General features: G+C 66.9%; 11 protein-coding genes. 9 read left to right on the forward strand and 2 right to left on the reverse strand.

Annotated features, from left to right (window positions below; all coding sequences use genetic code 11):
* The first annotated feature begins 1 nt into the window (after position 1).
* From AC3RCG_RS14735 to AC3RCG_RS14745, 3 genes are read left to right on the forward strand one after another with little or no spacing between them, the layout of a single operon-like run.
* A complete protein-coding gene (locus AC3RCG_RS14735) occupies positions 2-1606 on the forward strand; it encodes an acyl-CoA ligase (AMP-forming), exosortase A system-associated (RefSeq protein WP_492401487.1) in 1605 nt (534 codons plus the stop codon).
* Positions 1603-2862 carry a pyridoxal-dependent decarboxylase, exosortase A system-associated gene (locus AC3RCG_RS14740; protein ID WP_492401486.1) on the forward strand — a complete coding sequence of 420 codons (1260 nt, stop codon included), beginning with the start codon at positions 1603-1605 and terminating at the stop codon, positions 2860-2862. The genes AC3RCG_RS14735 and AC3RCG_RS14740 overlap by 4 nt, the downstream gene beginning before the upstream one ends.
* Positions 2859-4805, forward strand: coding sequence for an asparagine synthetase B family protein (locus tag AC3RCG_RS14745; protein WP_492401485.1), 1947 nt, complete (start codon positions 2859-2861; stop codon positions 4803-4805). The genes AC3RCG_RS14740 and AC3RCG_RS14745 overlap by 4 nt, the downstream gene beginning before the upstream one ends.
* On the opposite strand, the gene AC3RCG_RS14750 is transcribed toward AC3RCG_RS14745, so the two are convergent.
* Positions 4714-5649 (reverse strand): polysaccharide deacetylase family protein, encoded by a 936-nt coding sequence (locus AC3RCG_RS14750; protein ID WP_492401484.1) that lies wholly within the window; start codon positions 5647-5649, stop codon positions 4714-4716. The two genes, AC3RCG_RS14745 and AC3RCG_RS14750, sit on opposite strands and share 92 nt — an antisense overlap.
* Positions 5646-6944, reverse strand: a complete 1299-nt coding sequence (locus tag AC3RCG_RS14755; protein ID WP_492401483.1) for a putative O-glycosylation ligase, exosortase A system-associated — start codon at positions 6942-6944, stop codon at positions 5646-5648. Before AC3RCG_RS14755 ends, AC3RCG_RS14750 begins: the two co-directional genes overlap by 4 nt.
* A 138-nt stretch (positions 6945-7082) precedes the next feature.
* On the opposite strand from AC3RCG_RS14755, the gene AC3RCG_RS14760 reads away from it, so the two are divergent.
* From AC3RCG_RS14760 to AC3RCG_RS14785, 6 genes are read left to right on the forward strand one after another with little or no spacing between them, the layout of a single operon-like run.
* A complete protein-coding gene (locus AC3RCG_RS14760) occupies positions 7083-9167 on the forward strand; it encodes a glycosyltransferase (RefSeq protein ID WP_492401481.1) in 2085 nt (694 codons plus the stop codon).
* A 15-nt stretch (positions 9168-9182) separates the two neighbouring features.
* Positions 9183-10664 (forward strand): oligosaccharide flippase family protein, encoded by a 1482-nt coding sequence (locus AC3RCG_RS14765; RefSeq protein WP_492401480.1) that lies wholly within the window; start codon positions 9183-9185, stop codon positions 10662-10664.
* Between the two features lie 2 nt (positions 10665-10666).
* The gene (locus AC3RCG_RS14770) at positions 10667-11740 is read left to right on the forward strand and encodes a glycosyltransferase family 4 protein (protein ID WP_492401479.1); all 1074 of its coding nucleotides are present in this window, start codon (positions 10667-10669) and stop codon (positions 11738-11740) included.
* Positions 11730-13304 (forward strand): MBOAT family O-acyltransferase, encoded by a 1575-nt coding sequence (locus AC3RCG_RS14775; RefSeq protein WP_492401477.1) that lies wholly within the window; start codon positions 11730-11732, stop codon positions 13302-13304. Before AC3RCG_RS14770 ends, AC3RCG_RS14775 begins: the two co-directional genes overlap by 11 nt.
* 2 nt (positions 13305-13306) lie before the next feature.
* Positions 13307-14497: a hypothetical protein gene (locus AC3RCG_RS14780; RefSeq protein WP_492401476.1), complete on the forward strand. Its 1191-nt coding sequence runs from the start codon at positions 13307-13309 to the stop codon at positions 14495-14497.
* A gap of 44 nt (positions 14498-14541) precedes the next feature.
* On the forward strand, positions 14542-15735 hold the full coding sequence (locus AC3RCG_RS14785) for a hypothetical protein (protein WP_492401475.1): 1194 nt from the start codon (positions 14542-14544) through the stop codon (positions 15733-15735).
* Positions 15736-15808 lie beyond the last annotated feature (73 nt).

Below are 15808 nucleotides of genomic sequence, written 5' to 3' on the forward strand. Positions count from 1 at the left end.
GATGGCGACACTGATACACGATCTGATCTTCGAAACGGCGCAGCGCATGCCACACGCGCCTGCCCTGTCGTGGCAGGGCGAGCAATTGAGCTATGACGCGCTGGCGCAGTCCGTGCGCGAAGCGGCCGCTACCCTGCTGACCCTGGGCTTGCAGCGCGGCGCGCGCGTGGCCGTGTACCTGGAAAAGCGCCCGGAAAACGTCAGCGCCATGTTTGGCGCGGCGGCGGCCGGCGGCGTGTTCGTGCCCGTCAATCCCTTGCTCAAGCCGGACCAGGTGGCGTACATCCTGGCCGACTGCAACGTGACCGTCCTCGTCACGTCGCGCGAACGCCTGGCGCAGCTGGCTCCCGCGCTGGCCGCCTGCCCGGACTTGCAAACCGTGCTGCTGACGGGTGAAGGGGCGGCGGAGTCCAGCCTGGGCAAGGTCCGCGTGCTGCCGTGGAGCGCAGTGCCCGCCAATGTGCCCGCTGCGCCCGCGCCCAGGCTGCACGCGGCGATCGACATGGACATGGCCGCCATTCTTTATACCTCGGGCAGCACGGGGCGGCCGAAAGGCGTGGTGCTGTCGCACCGCAACATGCTGGCGGGCGCGCTCAGCGTGTCGGGCTATCTGCGCAATACGCCGGAAGACCGGATTTTGTGCGTGCTGCCGCTCAGCTTTGATTACGGCCTGAGCCAGCTGACGACGGCGTTTGCCAGCGGTGCCTGCGCCGTGCTGATGAATTATCTGCTGCTGCGCGATATCGTCGAGGCCGTCGAGCAGGAAGCCATCACGGGACTGGCCGCCGTGCCGCCCCTGTGGGTGCAGCTGTCGCAGCTGAGCTGGCCCTTGTCCAAGCCCTTGCGCTATATCACCAATTCGGGCGGCGTGATGCAGCGCTCCACCTTGGACAAGCTGCGCCAGTCGTTGCCGCGCACGCAGGTCTACCTGATGTATGGCTTGACGGAAGCGTTCCGTTCCACCTATCTGGCGCCGGAACAGCTGGAGCGGCACCCCGATTCCATCGGACAAGCAATTCCCAACGCGGAAGTGCTGGTGCTGCGGCCGGACGGCAGCGTGTGCGACGCCGACGAGCCGGGCGAACTCGTGCATCGTGGCGCGCTGGTGGCGCTCGGCTACTGGAACGATGCGGCGCGCACGGCCGAGCGCTTCAAGCCGCTGCCGCCGCAGGCCAGCGGCCTGGTGCTGCCGGAACTGGCCGTCTGGTCGGGCGACACCGTGCGCCGCGATGCGGAGGGCTTTCTGTATTTCGTGGGGCGCAGCGATGACATGATCAAGACGTCGGGTTACCGGGTCAGCCCGGCCGAGATCGAGGAAGTCGTGTATGCGAGCGGGTTGGTGGGCGAGGCCGCTGCGCTGGGCTTGCCCCATGCCGTGCTGGGCCAGGCCATCGCTTTGCTTGTCACGCCCGCACCCGGTGTGGAATTGCTGCGCGACAAGGTGCTGGCCGCCTGCCGCGCCCGCCTGCCCAGCTATATGGTGCCGCAGTGGGTGGAAATCCGCGACGGTGTGCTGCCGCGCAACCCGAACGGCAAGATCGACCGTCCCTTGCTGGCCAGGGAACTGGCGCAGGCGTATGCGGTCCAATCAGGAGATGCGACATGAAGGACTTGATTCGCTCGAACAGTACGGAATTACCGTTGCACGCGGCCTTGGGCCAGCAGTTCGCCGTGGAAAACGACATGCTGCAGGTTGGCGGCGTGCCCTTGCGCCGGCTGGCACAGCGGGTGGGCAGCACGCCGTTCTACGCGTATGAACGCGCGCACATCACGCGCCGCGTGGCCGAGTTGCGCGCCGCCTTGCCCTCCGGCGTGCACGTGCATTACGCGATGAAGGCCAATCCCATGCCGGCCGTGGTGCAGTGGCTGGCGGGCTTGGTCGATGGCATTGACGTGGCCTCGGGCGGCGAACTGGCGACGGCGCTCGATACGCCCATGCCTGCCGAACGCATCAGTTTTGCGGGGCCGGGCAAGAGCGATGGCGAGCTGGCGCGGGCCGTGGCCGCCGGCGTGCTGATCAACTTGGAATCGGGCGCCCAGCTGGAAAAGACGGCGCTGGCCAGCGAACGGCTGGGCGTGACGGCCAGGGTGGCCGTGCGCGTGAATCCCGATTTCGCCTTGCGCCGCACGGGCATGCGCATGGGTGGCGGGGCGCAGCCGTTTGGCGTCGATGCGGCCCGCGTGCCGGCGTTGCTGGGCCGCATTGGCCAGCTGGGCCTGGATTTTCACGGCTTTCACCTGTATGCGGGCTCGCAAAGCCTGTCTGCCACCGCCCTGGCCGACGCGCAGGCCATGAGCGTGCAACTGGCCCTGCAGCTGGCCGACAGCGCGCCGTCGCCCTTGCGCACGCTGAATATCGGCGGCGGCTTTGGCGTGCCGTATTTTCCCGGCGACCAGGCGCTCGACCTGGCGCCCGTGGCTGCAGGCTTGCAGCGGCAGCTCGATCTGCTGGCCCAGGCAGCGCCCGGCGTGCGCCTGAACCTGGAGCTGGGCCGCTATCTGGTGGCCGAGGCGGGCGTGTATGTGTGCAAGGTGCTTGAACGCAAGGTGTCGCATGGCCAGGTCTTTCTCGTCACGGACGGCGGCTTGCACCATCACTTGGCCGCTTCCGGCAATTTTGGCCAGCTGATCCGCAAGAATTACCCGGTCGCCATCGGCAACCGGTTGCATGGCGGGCCGCGCGAAGTGGTGTCCGTCGTGGGACCGCTGTGCACGCCGCTGGACTTGCTGGCCGACCAGATGGAGATGGCGCGCGCCGAGGAAGGCGACCTGGTGGTGGTGTTCCAGTCGGGCGCGTACGGCTTGACGGCCAGCCCGACGGCGTTTCTCGGCCATCCGCTGCCGGCCGAGGTGCTCGTATGAGCGGCCTGTGCGGCTGGCTGGCTGCGGCGGGCGGCGCAGCGGGCCCGGCCACCGCCGATGCCGATGGCGCCGCGTCCACCGCGCTGGCCGGCATGGCCGCGCCCCTGTCGCGTTTCGACAATGCGCCGCAGGCCGCCAGCATCAGCGAAGTGGGCGGCGTGGCCGTGGCCGCCATCGACGGCAGCCGCCATGTGTATCAGCAGGATGGCTTGCAAGTGGCTATCTGGGGCCGGCCCGTGCTCGAGGGTTCGGCCGATGACGTGGCATGCCGCCTCGCGTCCCTGTGGCTGAGCCGGGGTGTGGCCGCCTGCGCCAGCCTGTCCGGACCATTCTCGCTGGCCATCCTCGACGCCTTTTCCGGCTCGGCCCTGCTGGCCGTGGACCGCGCCGGCATGCATCCGCTCAGCTATGCAAGCAATGCGCAGGGTCTGTTCTTTGCTTCCTCGCTCGATGCCTTGCTGGCCCATCCGTCCGTGCGGGGCGCGCTCGATCCGCAAGCGCTGTATCATTATTTGTACTTCCACATGGTGCCCGGCCCGGCCACGGCCTATCTTGGCCAGCAGCGATTGTTGCCCGGCGAATACCTGCATGTACGGGGCGGCAAGCAATGCAAGGGCAGCTACTGGCAGCTGGCCTTCCACGAGCCGGCATCGTGGCGCAGGCGAGCCACCTTCGCCAGCAACAAGCAGGAATTCCTGCGCCTCTTGCGCCTGGCCGTGGAAAGCAGCCTGGGCAGCGATAGCGCCTGCACGGGCGCCTTTCTCAGCGGCGGCACGGACAGCTCCACCTTGGCCGCCATCATGGGGCAGGTGACGGGCCGGCCCGCGCGCACCTATTCCATCGGTTTCGACGCGCCCGGCTATGACGAAATGGCGTATGCGCGCCTGGCCGCCAGCCATGCGGGCAGCATCCACCACGAACGCTACGTGACGCCAGCCGACGTGCTGGCCGCGATTCCCGCCATGGCGGCCATCTTCGACCAGCCTTTCGGCAACGCCTCGGCCATTCCCGCTTACTATTGCGCGCAGATGGCGCGCGACGATGGCATCACGCGCCTGCTGGGCGGCGACGGCGGCGATGAATTGTTTGGCGGTAACGAGCGCTATGCGTACCAGGCCTTGCTGTCGCAGTACGAGCGCTTGCCCGTCATGCTGCGCCAGGCCATCCTCGAGCCGCTGCTGTTCCGCCAGCAAAGGGGCAAGCCTTGGCGGCTGGGCGACAAGGCGCGCCGCTACATCGAGCAGGCGAGCCTGCCGCTGCCGGCCCGGCTCGACGGCTACAACTTGCTGCTGCGCCATGGCTACCGCACGGTGCTGGAAGCGGGCTTCATCGACACCATCGACCCCGGCATGGCGCCCGGCTGCGTGAATGGCGCGTATTGGGAGCGGCAAGGCCAGGGATTGAGCCAGATCAATGAGCTGCTGGCCCTGGACATGCGCTTTACCCTGGCCGACAACGACCTGTTCAAGGTGCGCAAGGCGTGCGAGCTGGCCGGCGTGGAAGCGGCGTTTCCCTTCCTGCACGATGCGATGGTGGCGTTTGCGTCGCGCCTGGCGCCGCGGGACAAGCTCGACGGCAGGCGGCTGCGGCCCTTCTTCAAGCGGGCGCTGGCGGAAATCCTGCCGCCGGCCATCGTGCGCAAGCAAAAGCACGGCTTCGGCTTGCCTTTCGGCCTGTGGCTGCACAGCCACAGGCCGCTGCGCGAGTTTGCGTTCGACAACCTGGCGCAGCTGCGCGGACGCGGCATCGTGCGGCCCGCTTTCATCGACGACCTGCAGTGCCGGCTGCTGGCGGAACACCCGGCCTATCACGGCACCATGGTGTGGCTGCTGCTGATGCTGGAACAGTGGCTCAGCCAGCATCCGGGCGCGCTGGGTGCGCTTGCCGGCGGTTTTGCCGCAAACGCCACAGAAACGCCAGGCGTCCTCGATCCCACGGCGTAAAGCGGGGCAGCTGCAGCAAGTCAAGATTCGCGCCGGGGCGTGCCACGCCCCAGTCCGTCGCCACGGCCGCCTGGAAACCCAGCTTTTGCACCATCGCCACGTGCGGCGCGCCATAGTCGCGCCCGGCCTTGCCGTTCGGATACGCAAACACGGTGACGGGCGCTTGTATCAAGTCTTCCAGCCGGTGCTTGCCATCGGCGATGTCGCGCTGCGCGGCCTGGTCCGGCAAGGTGGACAGAATCGGGTGGCTGGCCGTGTGCGCGCCCAGCCCCATACCGGCCGCCTGCAGTTGGTGCAGCTGCGCCGTGCTCAGCATGGCTGGCGGCCCGGCCGTGGCGCCCGCCTGGCGGCGGATCTGCAGGGCCAGTTGCTGGCGCCGCTCGAACGGCAGGTATTTGAGCTGGCCCAGCAAGGCGGCGATGGCCGCCTGCCGCTGCGCCAGGCTGGCGACGGGCAGGCAGTCCAGGCCGAGTTCCCGCAAATCCAGCTGGAGGCCGGCCGCCTGGCGCACGGCCTCGATCACCGTGTCGTTCCACATCTGCCCGCCATCGAGGTAGTCCGTGGCGATAAAAAACGTGGCATGCAAGCCGTGGCGCTGCAGCAATGGCAGCGCGACTTGCGCATTGTCCGCATAGCCGTCGTCGAAGGTGATGCAGGCGGCGCGCGGCGGCAAGTTGCCATCTTGCAGGCGTTGCACGGCCTCGCTGAGTGGCAGCGGCGCATAAAAACGCTTTAACAGGCGCAGCTGGCGCTCGAACAGCGCCGCATCGACTTCGCCGGGAAACAGCGGGTCGGGTCGCACCAGCACGCGGTGGTAGATCAGGATGGACAAGGTGGCCGTCATGGCTGCTCCGCGATGGCGGACGGGGTCTTGACCCTGGCCTGGCGCGATGTCGGGGCCGGCGCGCGCAATTCGCGCTCGACGACGATGCGCGTGGCGATCAGGGCGGCCATCAGGTAGTACGGCATGTCGAAATACAGCAGGCTGAGGAAGGCGCCTCCCACGGCAAAACCGATCAGGCTGGCCTGGCTCATGGTGGCCAGGCCGTGCGCCCAGCGCAATTCCGGCTGGCCACGCGTGCGGCGGATGATGACGGCCGCCGTGCGCCAGGTAGCGACGCCCAGCGCCAGATAAATGAGCAGGCCGACGAAGCCGTGTTCGCCCAGTGCCTGGAAATAGATGCTGTGCGCCGCATGCACGTCCATGGGGTTCGGTGCATAGCGGGCAAAGATGGCGGCGTCGGAGACGTCGAAGCCGCCGCCGGGAAAGCGGTCGCGCGCCAGGTTCCAGGCCATGCGCCAGGCATTCAGGCGGCCCATGGCGGATACATCGTCCTGGTAGGTATTGATGGTGTCCATGCGTTCTGCCCAGCGCTCGGGCATGAAGGCCAGCAGCAGCGGCGTGACCGCACCGAGCAGCGCGCCCAGGACCAGCTTGCGGTCGCTTTTCAGCCACATGAACAGGCCCATGGCCGCGATGGCGAGCAGCCCGCCGCGCGAATACGAGCCCAGCGCGGCCAGGGCCGACAGCAGCATGGCGCCGGACAAGCCATGGCGCACCCAGTGTTTCTCCGTGTTTTGCTGCAGGTAATACATGAGGGGGATGGTGATGATCAGGGCCAGGGCCAACGCGTTGTTATCGCCAATAAACGTTTCTTCCGGCCCCCACACCCGTTCCGTGCCGCCGCTGCGGATGGTGAAGATGCCGCCTTTCACGCCATAAAAGCCGATCGAGCCCACCAGCACCCAGACCAGGCGCACGATGTCGCGCCGCGTGCGTATCACCATCATGATCACAAAGCTCATCAGCATGATCTTCATGACCTTGTTCCACTGCACCCACGACGATGCCGGCAGCAGGGCAAACGGCGCCGTGACGTTCATCCACGCGACGAACAGCAGCAGCAGCACGCTGACGGGCGTGAGCGGCAGGTTTTTCGGCTCGCGCGTCATCGCAAGGCTGATCAGGGTGGCGATGGCGATGATGAAGGCGAACGGCATGTGGGTGGCAAAGCCCCAGCCCTGCGTGTGCGGGTTCATCACGCTGACCCAGACCCACATCAGGCCGCCGATGGCCGGCGCCTTCAGGATGAAGGGCAGGGAGCCCAGGATGATGAGGGTAATCAGTATGTCGCGCATGAAAGGGGGCGCTCCTGGTTGTGCCCGGGTTGGCAAGGTCTTGATGCCTGTCAACGGGCTGGCGGACAGGCTCAGTACACTGGATCAACACTGCTGTAGTACATAGTTTTGTCATGGTAAGACCAAGGAGGCATGTCCTTGTTGACCGTTCTCATGGCGACCTACAATGGCGCCGGCACCTTGCCCCAGGTATTGCGCGCCTACATGGGCTTGCGACCGCCCGTGGGCGGCTGGCGCCTCGTCATCGCCGACAATGGCAGCACGGACGCCACGGCCCAGGTGATCGCCGCCTTCCGCGGCCGCTTGCCCCTGAGTTCCGTCCACGTGGCGCGGCGCGGCCGCAGTCCCGCCCTGAATGGCGCCGTCGAGCACGCCCTGCGCCTGGGCGGTGATGGCAGTGAGCTGTTCGTCTTTGGCGACGACGACGCCATGCCCGCGCACGACTGGCTGTGCCGCTTGCAGGCCTGCGCGCGCGCCCACCCCGGCTATGCCCTGTTCGGCGGCGCCATCGTGCCCGCCTGGCGCGAGCAGCCGGCGGACTGGCTGCTGCGCCTGACCCCGGTCGGTTTGACGTGGGGCATCACCAGCCCCGATTTGCGCGACGCCCCCATCTATCCGGGCCTTGTGTGGGGCGCCAACATGGCGATACGCCGCCGCATCTTCGAGGCGGGCGCCCGTTATGACGAAAGCATCGGCCCGCAGGGTGCCAATTACGCCATGGGCAGCGAAACCCGGCTCAACCTGGAGATGCATGCGGCCGGCAATCCGTCCTGGTTCTGTCCGCAAGCGCGGGTGGCGCACATCATCCGCGCCCCGCAAGTGCGGCGCGCCTGGATACTGCGCCGCGCCATGCTGTTCGGCCGGGGCCAGTGCCGGCTGGCGACCCTGGCGCCCAGCGTGGAATTGCTGGGCGTGCCGCGCTGGATGCTGGGCAGATACGTGCGCGATACGCTCGGCGCCGTGCGGGCCTGGCTGCGGCGCGACCACGCCGACCTGTTCCTGCGCCAATGGGAACGGGCCTGGCTGCGCGGTTTCTTCCATGAAGCGTGGCGGGGACGGCGCAAACGCTTGCCGCGCATCGTCATCAGCAGTTATTCGGGCGAGCTGGGCGGCATGGAGCTGCGCATGGCGCAAGAAGCGAGCATGCTGGCCGCGAACGGCTATGACAGCGTGCTGGCGCTGCGGCGCTTTCCCGGTTTTACTGCCTGGGTGCAAGGCTTGCGTGCGCAGCATCTGCAGGTGCGCGTGTATGAACCGCCGCTGTTTCTCGAACACTGGGCCTGGCGCCGCTGGAATTGGCTGCGCGCCAGGGTCACGGGTGCGTGGCGGCTGCGGCGGCTGCGGCCGGACCTGGTCCACGTGGCGTTTTGCTGGACCAGTTACGGCGCGTCCATCCTGTGGCTGGCGCGGCAATGCCGGCTGCCGGCCGTGATCAGCGTGCACAATGCGTTTCCTTTGGAAGCCTTCAGCGCCTGGCAGCGGCCCCGGCTGCAGGAAGCATTCCGCACCGTCAAAGGCGTATATGCCGTGTCGCCGTCGGCCATGCGGCATTTCCTCGACCTGTACCGCGACATGCTGAGCCCGGAAACGCGGCTGGCCGTCATTCCCAACGGCGTCGATACGGACACGTTCATCGTCTCGCCCGAGCGGAAAATACTGGCGCGCAAGCAGCTGGGGCTGCCGCCGGACGCGCTCGTGCTCGGCTGCGTGGCGCGATTGTCTGCGCAAAAGCGTCCGCAAGCGCTGCTGGACCTGTTCGCCAGGCTGGCGCCGCAGTTTCCCAACGTATATTTAGTGCTGGTCGGCACGGGGCCGCTGGAAGCGATGCTGCGGCTGCAGGCGCAGCAGACGGGCTTGCAGGACAGAGTCGTGTTTGCCGGTTTCCGGCAGCGCGTCGAGCTGCTGATGCCGGCCTTCGACCTGCATGTACTGCTGAGTAAGAACGAGGGCTTCGGCATCGCCACCATCGAGGCCATGGCCTGCGGCGTGCCGGCCGTGGGGACGGACGTGCCGGGCACGCACGATATCCTGCACGATAGCGCAGGCGGACTATTGCTGCCGCTTGAAGACGAGCACGCCGCCTGCGCCGCCGTGGCGCAACTGCTGATGGACGCGCCCCGGCGCGCCCGCATGGGGCGGCTGGCGCGCGAGGAAACCGTGCAGCGCTATTCGATGCCGCGCCTGGAACGCCAGCTGCGCGCATTTTACGCCGGCCTGGTGTAGGCGCGGGCGGCCCGCATGAGCGCCACCCGCCATTCGTTTTTCTTTTCGTTTGCCGAAAAATACACGGTGCTGCTGCTGGGCATAGTCGCCACCATGGTGCTGTCGCGTCTGCTGACGCCGGCCGAGGTGGGCGTGTATTCGCTGGGCGCCGTGCTGGTGGCCTTGGCGCAAGTGGTACGCGACTTTGGCGTGGGGCAATACCTGATCCAGGAAAAGCAGCTCGATGCCGTGAAACTGCGGGCCGCGCTGGCCACCAGCCTGCTCGTCGCCTGGCTGCTGGCGGCCCTGGTGCTGCTGGCCAGCGCGCCGCTCGCGCATTTCTATGGCGAACCACGGCTGACCCTCGTGCTGCGGCTGCTGTCGGTCAATTTCCTGTTGATTCCGTTCAGCGCCTTGACCTTGCCCATGCTGCGCCGGCAACTGCGCTTTCGCGCCATCTACGCCATCAATGCGGCCAACAGCGTCGTCAACCTGCTGGTGGCCGTGCTGCTGGCGCTGCAGGGCTACAGTTATATGAGCATGGTGTGGGCGGCGCTGGCCGGTTCCTGCGCTTCGCTGCTGGTGAGCCTGCTGGTACGGCCCCGCGAACTGCCGTGGCTGCCGGGACGGCGCGGCATGGGCGATATCGCCCGCTTTGGCGCGTATGCGACGGGGGGCGGCCTCGTCGACGAGGCGGGCGTGGCGGCGCCGGACCTCATCATCGGCAAGCTGATCGGCATTGAAAGCCTGGCCCTGTTCGGCAAGGCGCAAAGCGTGCTCAATATCTTTAACCAGGCCATCACCAGCGCGATTTCTCCCGTGGTGTTTCCCCTGTTCGCGGCACGTGCACGGGAAGGGGGCGGCCAAGGCGGGCAGGGCGGGGCGGAACGCGTGTATTTGCGTACGATCAGCTACATGACGGCGCTGGCGTGGCCGTTTTTTCTCTTTCTCGCCTGCATGGCTTTGCCCCTGGTCAAGGTGTTGTACGGCACGCAATGGATCGGATGTGTGCCCTTGATCCGCATCATGTGCCTGTCCTCGGCCGTGTATAGCATGTTCAGCATGGCCCGCTACCTGTTCGTGGCGACGGGCCAGCTGCATGCGCAAGTGCGGCTCGATGCCTGGGCTGGCGCCATCAAAGTGGCGCTGCTGCTGGCCGCGGCACCTTTCGGCCTGGTGGCGGTGGCCTGGGCCGTGGTGCTCAGCAGCGTGCTGCGCAGCTGGCTCAATTACGGCTGCCTGCGGCGCTTGAGCGCACTCGACTGGCGCATCCTGACGCGGGCCTTGCGCAAGAGCCTGCTGCTCTGCGGCCTTAGCGCCGTCGCGCCCGTCGCTTCGCTGCTGTGGCTGCCTGCCGATACGCCGGCGTTGCTGGCGCTGGCAGGCACGGCGCTGGTCACCTTGCTGTTCTGGCTGGCCGGTCTGTTCCTGTTGAAGCATGAGCTCGCTGGCGAATTTCTGTTATTGCAACGCAAGCTGGCTGGCCGTTGGCTGGCCGTCAAATGCACGAAAGGATGACCATGCGTGTCGGTATCTTGTCCTACCCGATGCTGTTCCAGCGCGACGGCGGCTTGCAGATTCAGGTACGCGAAACCATTGCCGCGCTGAACCGGTTGCCCAAGCAGCCGGCGCGACCCCTGGAGGTGCAGCTGGTGGACGCCAACCATGAGCGGCTGACCGATTTCGACGTGCTGCACGTGTTTTCAGCGAGCAATGGCACTTACCGCATCATGGAAATGGCCAGTGAGCAAGGCGTGCCCGTGGTGCTGTCACCCTTGCTGTCGCCTGGCTGGGGCCGTGCCAGCGCCTGGCGCGCGCGGCTGGCCGACCGCCTGGCCGGGCGCCTGACGGAATGGATGGTGCAAACGAGCTATGCGCAAACGCGGCGCGCCTTGCAGCTGGCCGACGTGGTGATCGCCCTGGGCCAGGCCGAGCGCGACGCCATCGTGCAAGGCTTTGGCTTGGGGGGCGACGCCATCCACGTCTTGCCGAACGGCATCAACCCGCATTTCTTCACGGCCAATGGCGACCTGTTCTTGCGCGAGACGGGCATCGCCGGGCCATTCGCGCTGATGGTGGGCAGCATTTCGCCGTATAAAAATCAGCTGGGCCTGGCCCAGGCGCTGGCCGGCGCCGGCTTGCCCCTGGTGCTGATCGGCGCCGCGCCGCGCGAACAGCAGGCGTATCTGCAGCAATTGCTGGACTTGCCGCACGTCAGCTGGCTCGGCGCGCTCGACCATGCCGACCCGCTGCTGGCCAGCGCCTACCATGCGGCGGCTGTGGCGGCCTTGCCCAGCCAGGGCGAAGTGTTTCCCTTGAGCGTGCTCGAAGCGCTGGCGGCCGGCACGCCCGTCGTCATGACGGCGCAAAGCGCGCTCGATTTGCCCGATTCCGCGTTTGCGCTGCGCAAGGTGCGCTGGGACGACGGCGCCGCGCAGCGCCAGGCCATCCTCGAACTGCTGGCGCAGCCGCCCGAGCGCGCGCGTGTGCAGGCGCTGGTGGAACGTTTTACGTGGGAGCGGGTGGCGGCGCAGATCGTCGATTGTTACTACCAGGCGCAGTCGCTCCCTGCCAGGAGGCAACATGCTGTTTAACTCCTTCGCCTTTCTGTTCGGCTATCTGCCCATCGTGCTGGCCGGCTATTTTCTGCTGGACCGCCTGGCACCTGCCGCCGGCACGTCCGCCAGCTGGCGCCGCCTGGCCCCCGCGACGTGGCTGGCGCTCGCGTCTTTGTTTTTCTATGCCTGGTGGGACGTGCGCTACCTGCCGCTGCTGCTGGCCTCAATCTGCGTCAATTACGGCGCGGGCCGCCTGATCGGCGCGCACGCGGGCGCGGCCCGCAAGCGCGTGCTGGTGGCGGCGCTGGCACTGAACCTGGGCCTGCTCGCGTACTATAAATATGCGAATTTCTTCATCGACAGCATCAATGCCGTCGCCGTGGCCACAGGCGCCGACGCTGCCAGGCTGCCGTGGCACGGTCTCGACATCATTCTGCCGATCGGCATCTCGTTCTTTACCTTCACGCAGATCGCCTTCCTCGTCGATTGCTACCGGGGCGAGGTGCGCGAATACCGTTTTATCCATTATGTGCTGTTCGTCAGCTATTTTCCCCACCTGATCGCCGGCCCCGTGCTGCACCACCGCGACATGATGCCGCAGTTCGCCGATCCGGCCAATGCCCATCCGCGCGCCGCCAATTTCGCCGTCGGCCTGTCGATTTTCACCGTCGGGCTGGCAAAGAAGGTGCTGATCGCCGACAACCTGTCGCCGCTGGCCATCCCCGTCTTCGCGGCGGGCGCCCAGCCGACCCTGATCGAGGCGTGGATCGGCGTGCTGGCCTACACCTTCCAGCTGTATTTCGACTTTTCCGGCTATTCCGACATGGCCATCGGCCTGTCGCGCCTGTTTGGTGTGAAATTGCCGCTGAACTTCAACTCGCCGTACAAGGCGGCCAACATCGCCGACTTCTGGCGCCGCTGGCACATGACCTTGTCGCGTTTCCTGCGCGACTATTTATACATCCCGCTGGGCGGCAGCCGGCGCGGCGAAGTCATGCGTTACCGCAACCTGATGCTGACCATGCTGCTGGGCGGCCTGTGGCATGGCGCCGGCTGGACCTTCGTCATCTGGGGCGGCTTGCACGGCCTGTACCTGGTGCTGCAGCAGGCGTGGCAACGGCTCTTCGGCGCGGCGCCGGGGTACTGCTGGCTGCGCTGGTGGCCGGGCGTCCTGACTTTTCTTGCCGTCATGCTGGCCTGGATCTTCTTCCGCGCGCCCGACGTGGCCACGGCCTGGGATATAACCGGTGCGCTGGTGGGCGCGAATGGCGTGAGCCTGCCGCGCGGCCTGGCCAGCCACGCCTCCAGCCTGGCGCAATGGGGCTGGCAGCCCGCATTCGACGGCATCCGCTGGATCGAACTGGCCGGTCCCGGCTTGCCCGTACTGCTGGGCGCGATGCTGCTGGCTTTCAAGGCGCCGAACACGCAGGAAATATTCTTTCTCTATGAGCCTGCCATTGAAAGAATCTTTCAGCCTGCGGGGCGCTGGGCGTTCAGCTGGCGGCCCACGTCCCGCTGGAGCGTGGGCTTGGCCGCGCTGTTCGTCGCCTGCATCTTCGGCATGAACCGCGTCACCGAATTTCTTTACTTCCAGTTCTGACCATGGACACCGCCGCCCGCCGCTACGTCATCGGTTTCTTCGCCTGCGTCTTCCTGGTGCTCGGCTCCGTCTCGCTCATGAACTACCAGGTCGACCCCTACCTGCTGCACCAGTGGGACAGTCCCTTGGTGCAGCGCCCGCGCCAGCTGAACGAAAAGCTTGGCGCCTGGGCCAAGACCTATGCCGTGGCGCGCTACCGGCCGGCCATCATCTACATCGGCAATTCGCGCACGGAACTGGGCTTGCCCACAGGCGTGCGCGCCCTGTTTGACGGCAAGAGCATCTTCAACAGCGCGGTGTCCGGCGCCTCGATCGGCGACGCCATCCGTCTGGCCGAGCATGCGGCCAGGGTCAGCCGCGTCGAGACCATGGTGTGGGGCATCGACGCGCCCACGTTTTCGCTGGATATGGGAGCGGCGCGCGTGGAGGACAGCCTGACGGGCGCCCGGCACGGCTTTTTCGCCCGGCGCGCCCTCGTCAACCTGAAGCGCGGCCTGACCCTGGACATGACGGAGGACAGCGTGCGCATCCTCACCGGCAATGCCGGCGATGTCTGCCGCTCGAACCTGGCCTTGTATGGGCAGCGCGACGAGACGTGCACCATCAAGGGGATAAGGCATTGGCTGGGAACGGCGGAAGCCATTCCCGTGCGGCTGCAGGAATTCAGCGATGGCCTGGGGCCGACGCCGCCCTCGACACCAGCGTTTGATGCCAGCGTCGGCAAGCTGTGCCGGGGCGGCCTGCGTCTGCGCATGTACATCAACCCCACGCACGCATTGACCTTGTACGCGCTGCACTGGCGCGGCAAGTGGGATGCCATGCAGGCCTGGCAGCGTGACCTGGTGCGGATCGTCGAGCGCCACCGCCGGCAGGGCTGCGACGTGCGCCTGGTTGATTTTTCCGGTTTTAACAGCATCACGACGGAACCGACCCCGCTCGTCAGCGGCAAGCCCGACATGCATTATTACTGGGAAGTGTCGCATTACCGGGACAATGTGGGCCGCTTGATCCTGGCGCGCCTGTTTGGCGGCGGCACGCCGGCGCCCGCCGATTTCGGCGTGGAGCTGACGCCCGCCAACGTCGACGCCCACCAGGCCGCCATGCGCGCCGCGCGCGACCGCTATCGCGTGGAACACGCGCGCGAGGCGGCCTATACGCAGCGGGTGCTGGACGGACCGCTGATCCGGCGCTGATGCAGGGCGCCACGTACGCCATTTCTCCACTTTCGATGCTGACCATGGATACCACCGCCCGCCGCTACCTCGCCACCTTCTTTGCCTGTGCGCTGGCCGCGCTGGCCCTCGTTTCCGCCGTGAACTATCACGTCGATCCCTACTTGCTGCATCAATGGGACAGCCCGCTGCTGCAGCGATTGCGGCCGACGACGGAAAAACTCAGCGTGTGGGGCAAGACGTATGCCGTGGCGCGCTACCGGCCCGCCGTCGTCTACATCGGCAATTCGCGCACGGAAATGGGTTTGCCGGTGAACAGCATGCGTACTTTGTTCGATGGCAAGAGCGTTTTCAACAGCGCCGTCTCGGGCGCCTCGATCGGCGAGGCCATCCGCCTGGCCGAGCACGCGGCCATGGTCAGCCAGGTCGACACCATGGTATGGGGCATCGACGCGCCTTCGTTTTCGCTGGAACTGGGCTCGGCCGGCGTGGAGCCGGGCTTGACGGACGGCGGCCCCGCGTTTTTCGCGCGGCGTGCCTTGCTCAACATCAAGCGCGGCCTGACTGTGGACATGACCCAGGACACGTGGCGCATCCTCAGCGGCACCTATGACGGCGTGTGCCTGTCCAGCCTGGCCTTGCTGGGCCAGCGCGACCATGCTTGCATCACGGCCCGCAACCATGGCTGGGCCGGCACGGCGCGCGCCTTCAAGCCGCGCCTGCAGGAGTTTGGCGACGGCCTGGGGCCGACGGCGCCCGCGCTGCAGGCCTTCGAGGCCAGCGTCGGCAAGCTGTGCCGTGGCGGCACGCGTTTGCGCCTGTACATCAATCCCACGCACGCGCTCACGCTCGACGCCCTGTACTGGCGCGGCAAGTGGGACGCCATGGAAGCATGGCAGCGCGACCTGGCGCAGATGGCCGGACACTACCGGCGCCAGGGCTGCGACGTGCGCCTGTATGATTTTTCCGGTTTCAACAGCATCACCAGCGAACCGATCCCGCAGGTGACGGGCGCGCGCGAGATGCGCTATTACTGGGAAGCGTCGCACTACCGCGACAATGTGGGCCGTTTCATCCTCGCGCGCCTGTTCGGCGGCGAGGTGCCGCCGCCGGCGGACTTCGGCGTCGAACTGACGGAAAGCAGCATCGCGGCCCACCAGGCGGCCATGCGCGCCGCGCGCGAGCGCTATCACGCGCAGCACGCGGAAGAAACGGCCTATCTGCGCCACGTGCTGACCTTGCCCCGCGAACCCAAATAGGACGTCGTTGGAACCAGACGTACGCCGCGGGGCAGGGGGCTTGCGCTATGATGATGTTTTGCCATCCAGCAAG

It is taken from the genome of Janthinobacterium sp. GW823-FHT01H08 (genome assembly GCF_058797855.1).

Coding starts and splice junctions, on each gene's coding strand:
- AC3RCG_RS14775 (WP_492401477.1), top strand. CDS start 11,730: ATGCTGTTTAACTCCTTCGCCTTTCTGTTCGGCTATCTGCCCATCGTG.
- AC3RCG_RS14750 (WP_492401484.1), bottom strand. CDS start 5,649: ATGACGGCCACCTTGTCCATCCTGATCTACCACCGCGTGCTGGTGCGA.
- AC3RCG_RS14765 (WP_492401480.1), top strand. CDS start 9,183: ATGAGCGCCACCCGCCATTCGTTTTTCTTTTCGTTTGCCGAAAAATAC.
- AC3RCG_RS14735 (WP_492401487.1), top strand. CDS start 2: ATGGCGACACTGATACACGATCTGATCTTCGAAACGGCGCAGCGCATG.
- AC3RCG_RS14745 (WP_492401485.1), top strand. CDS start 2,859: ATGAGCGGCCTGTGCGGCTGGCTGGCTGCGGCGGGCGGCGCAGCGGGC.
- AC3RCG_RS14740 (WP_492401486.1), top strand. CDS start 1,603: ATGAAGGACTTGATTCGCTCGAACAGTACGGAATTACCGTTGCACGCG.
- AC3RCG_RS14770 (WP_492401479.1), top strand. CDS start 10,667: ATGCGTGTCGGTATCTTGTCCTACCCGATGCTGTTCCAGCGCGACGGC.
- AC3RCG_RS14785 (WP_492401475.1), top strand. CDS start 14,542: ATGGATACCACCGCCCGCCGCTACCTCGCCACCTTCTTTGCCTGTGCG.
- AC3RCG_RS14780 (WP_492401476.1), top strand. CDS start 13,307: ATGGACACCGCCGCCCGCCGCTACGTCATCGGTTTCTTCGCCTGCGTC.
- AC3RCG_RS14755 (WP_492401483.1), bottom strand. CDS start 6,944: ATGCGCGACATACTGATTACCCTCATCATCCTGGGCTCCCTGCCCTTC.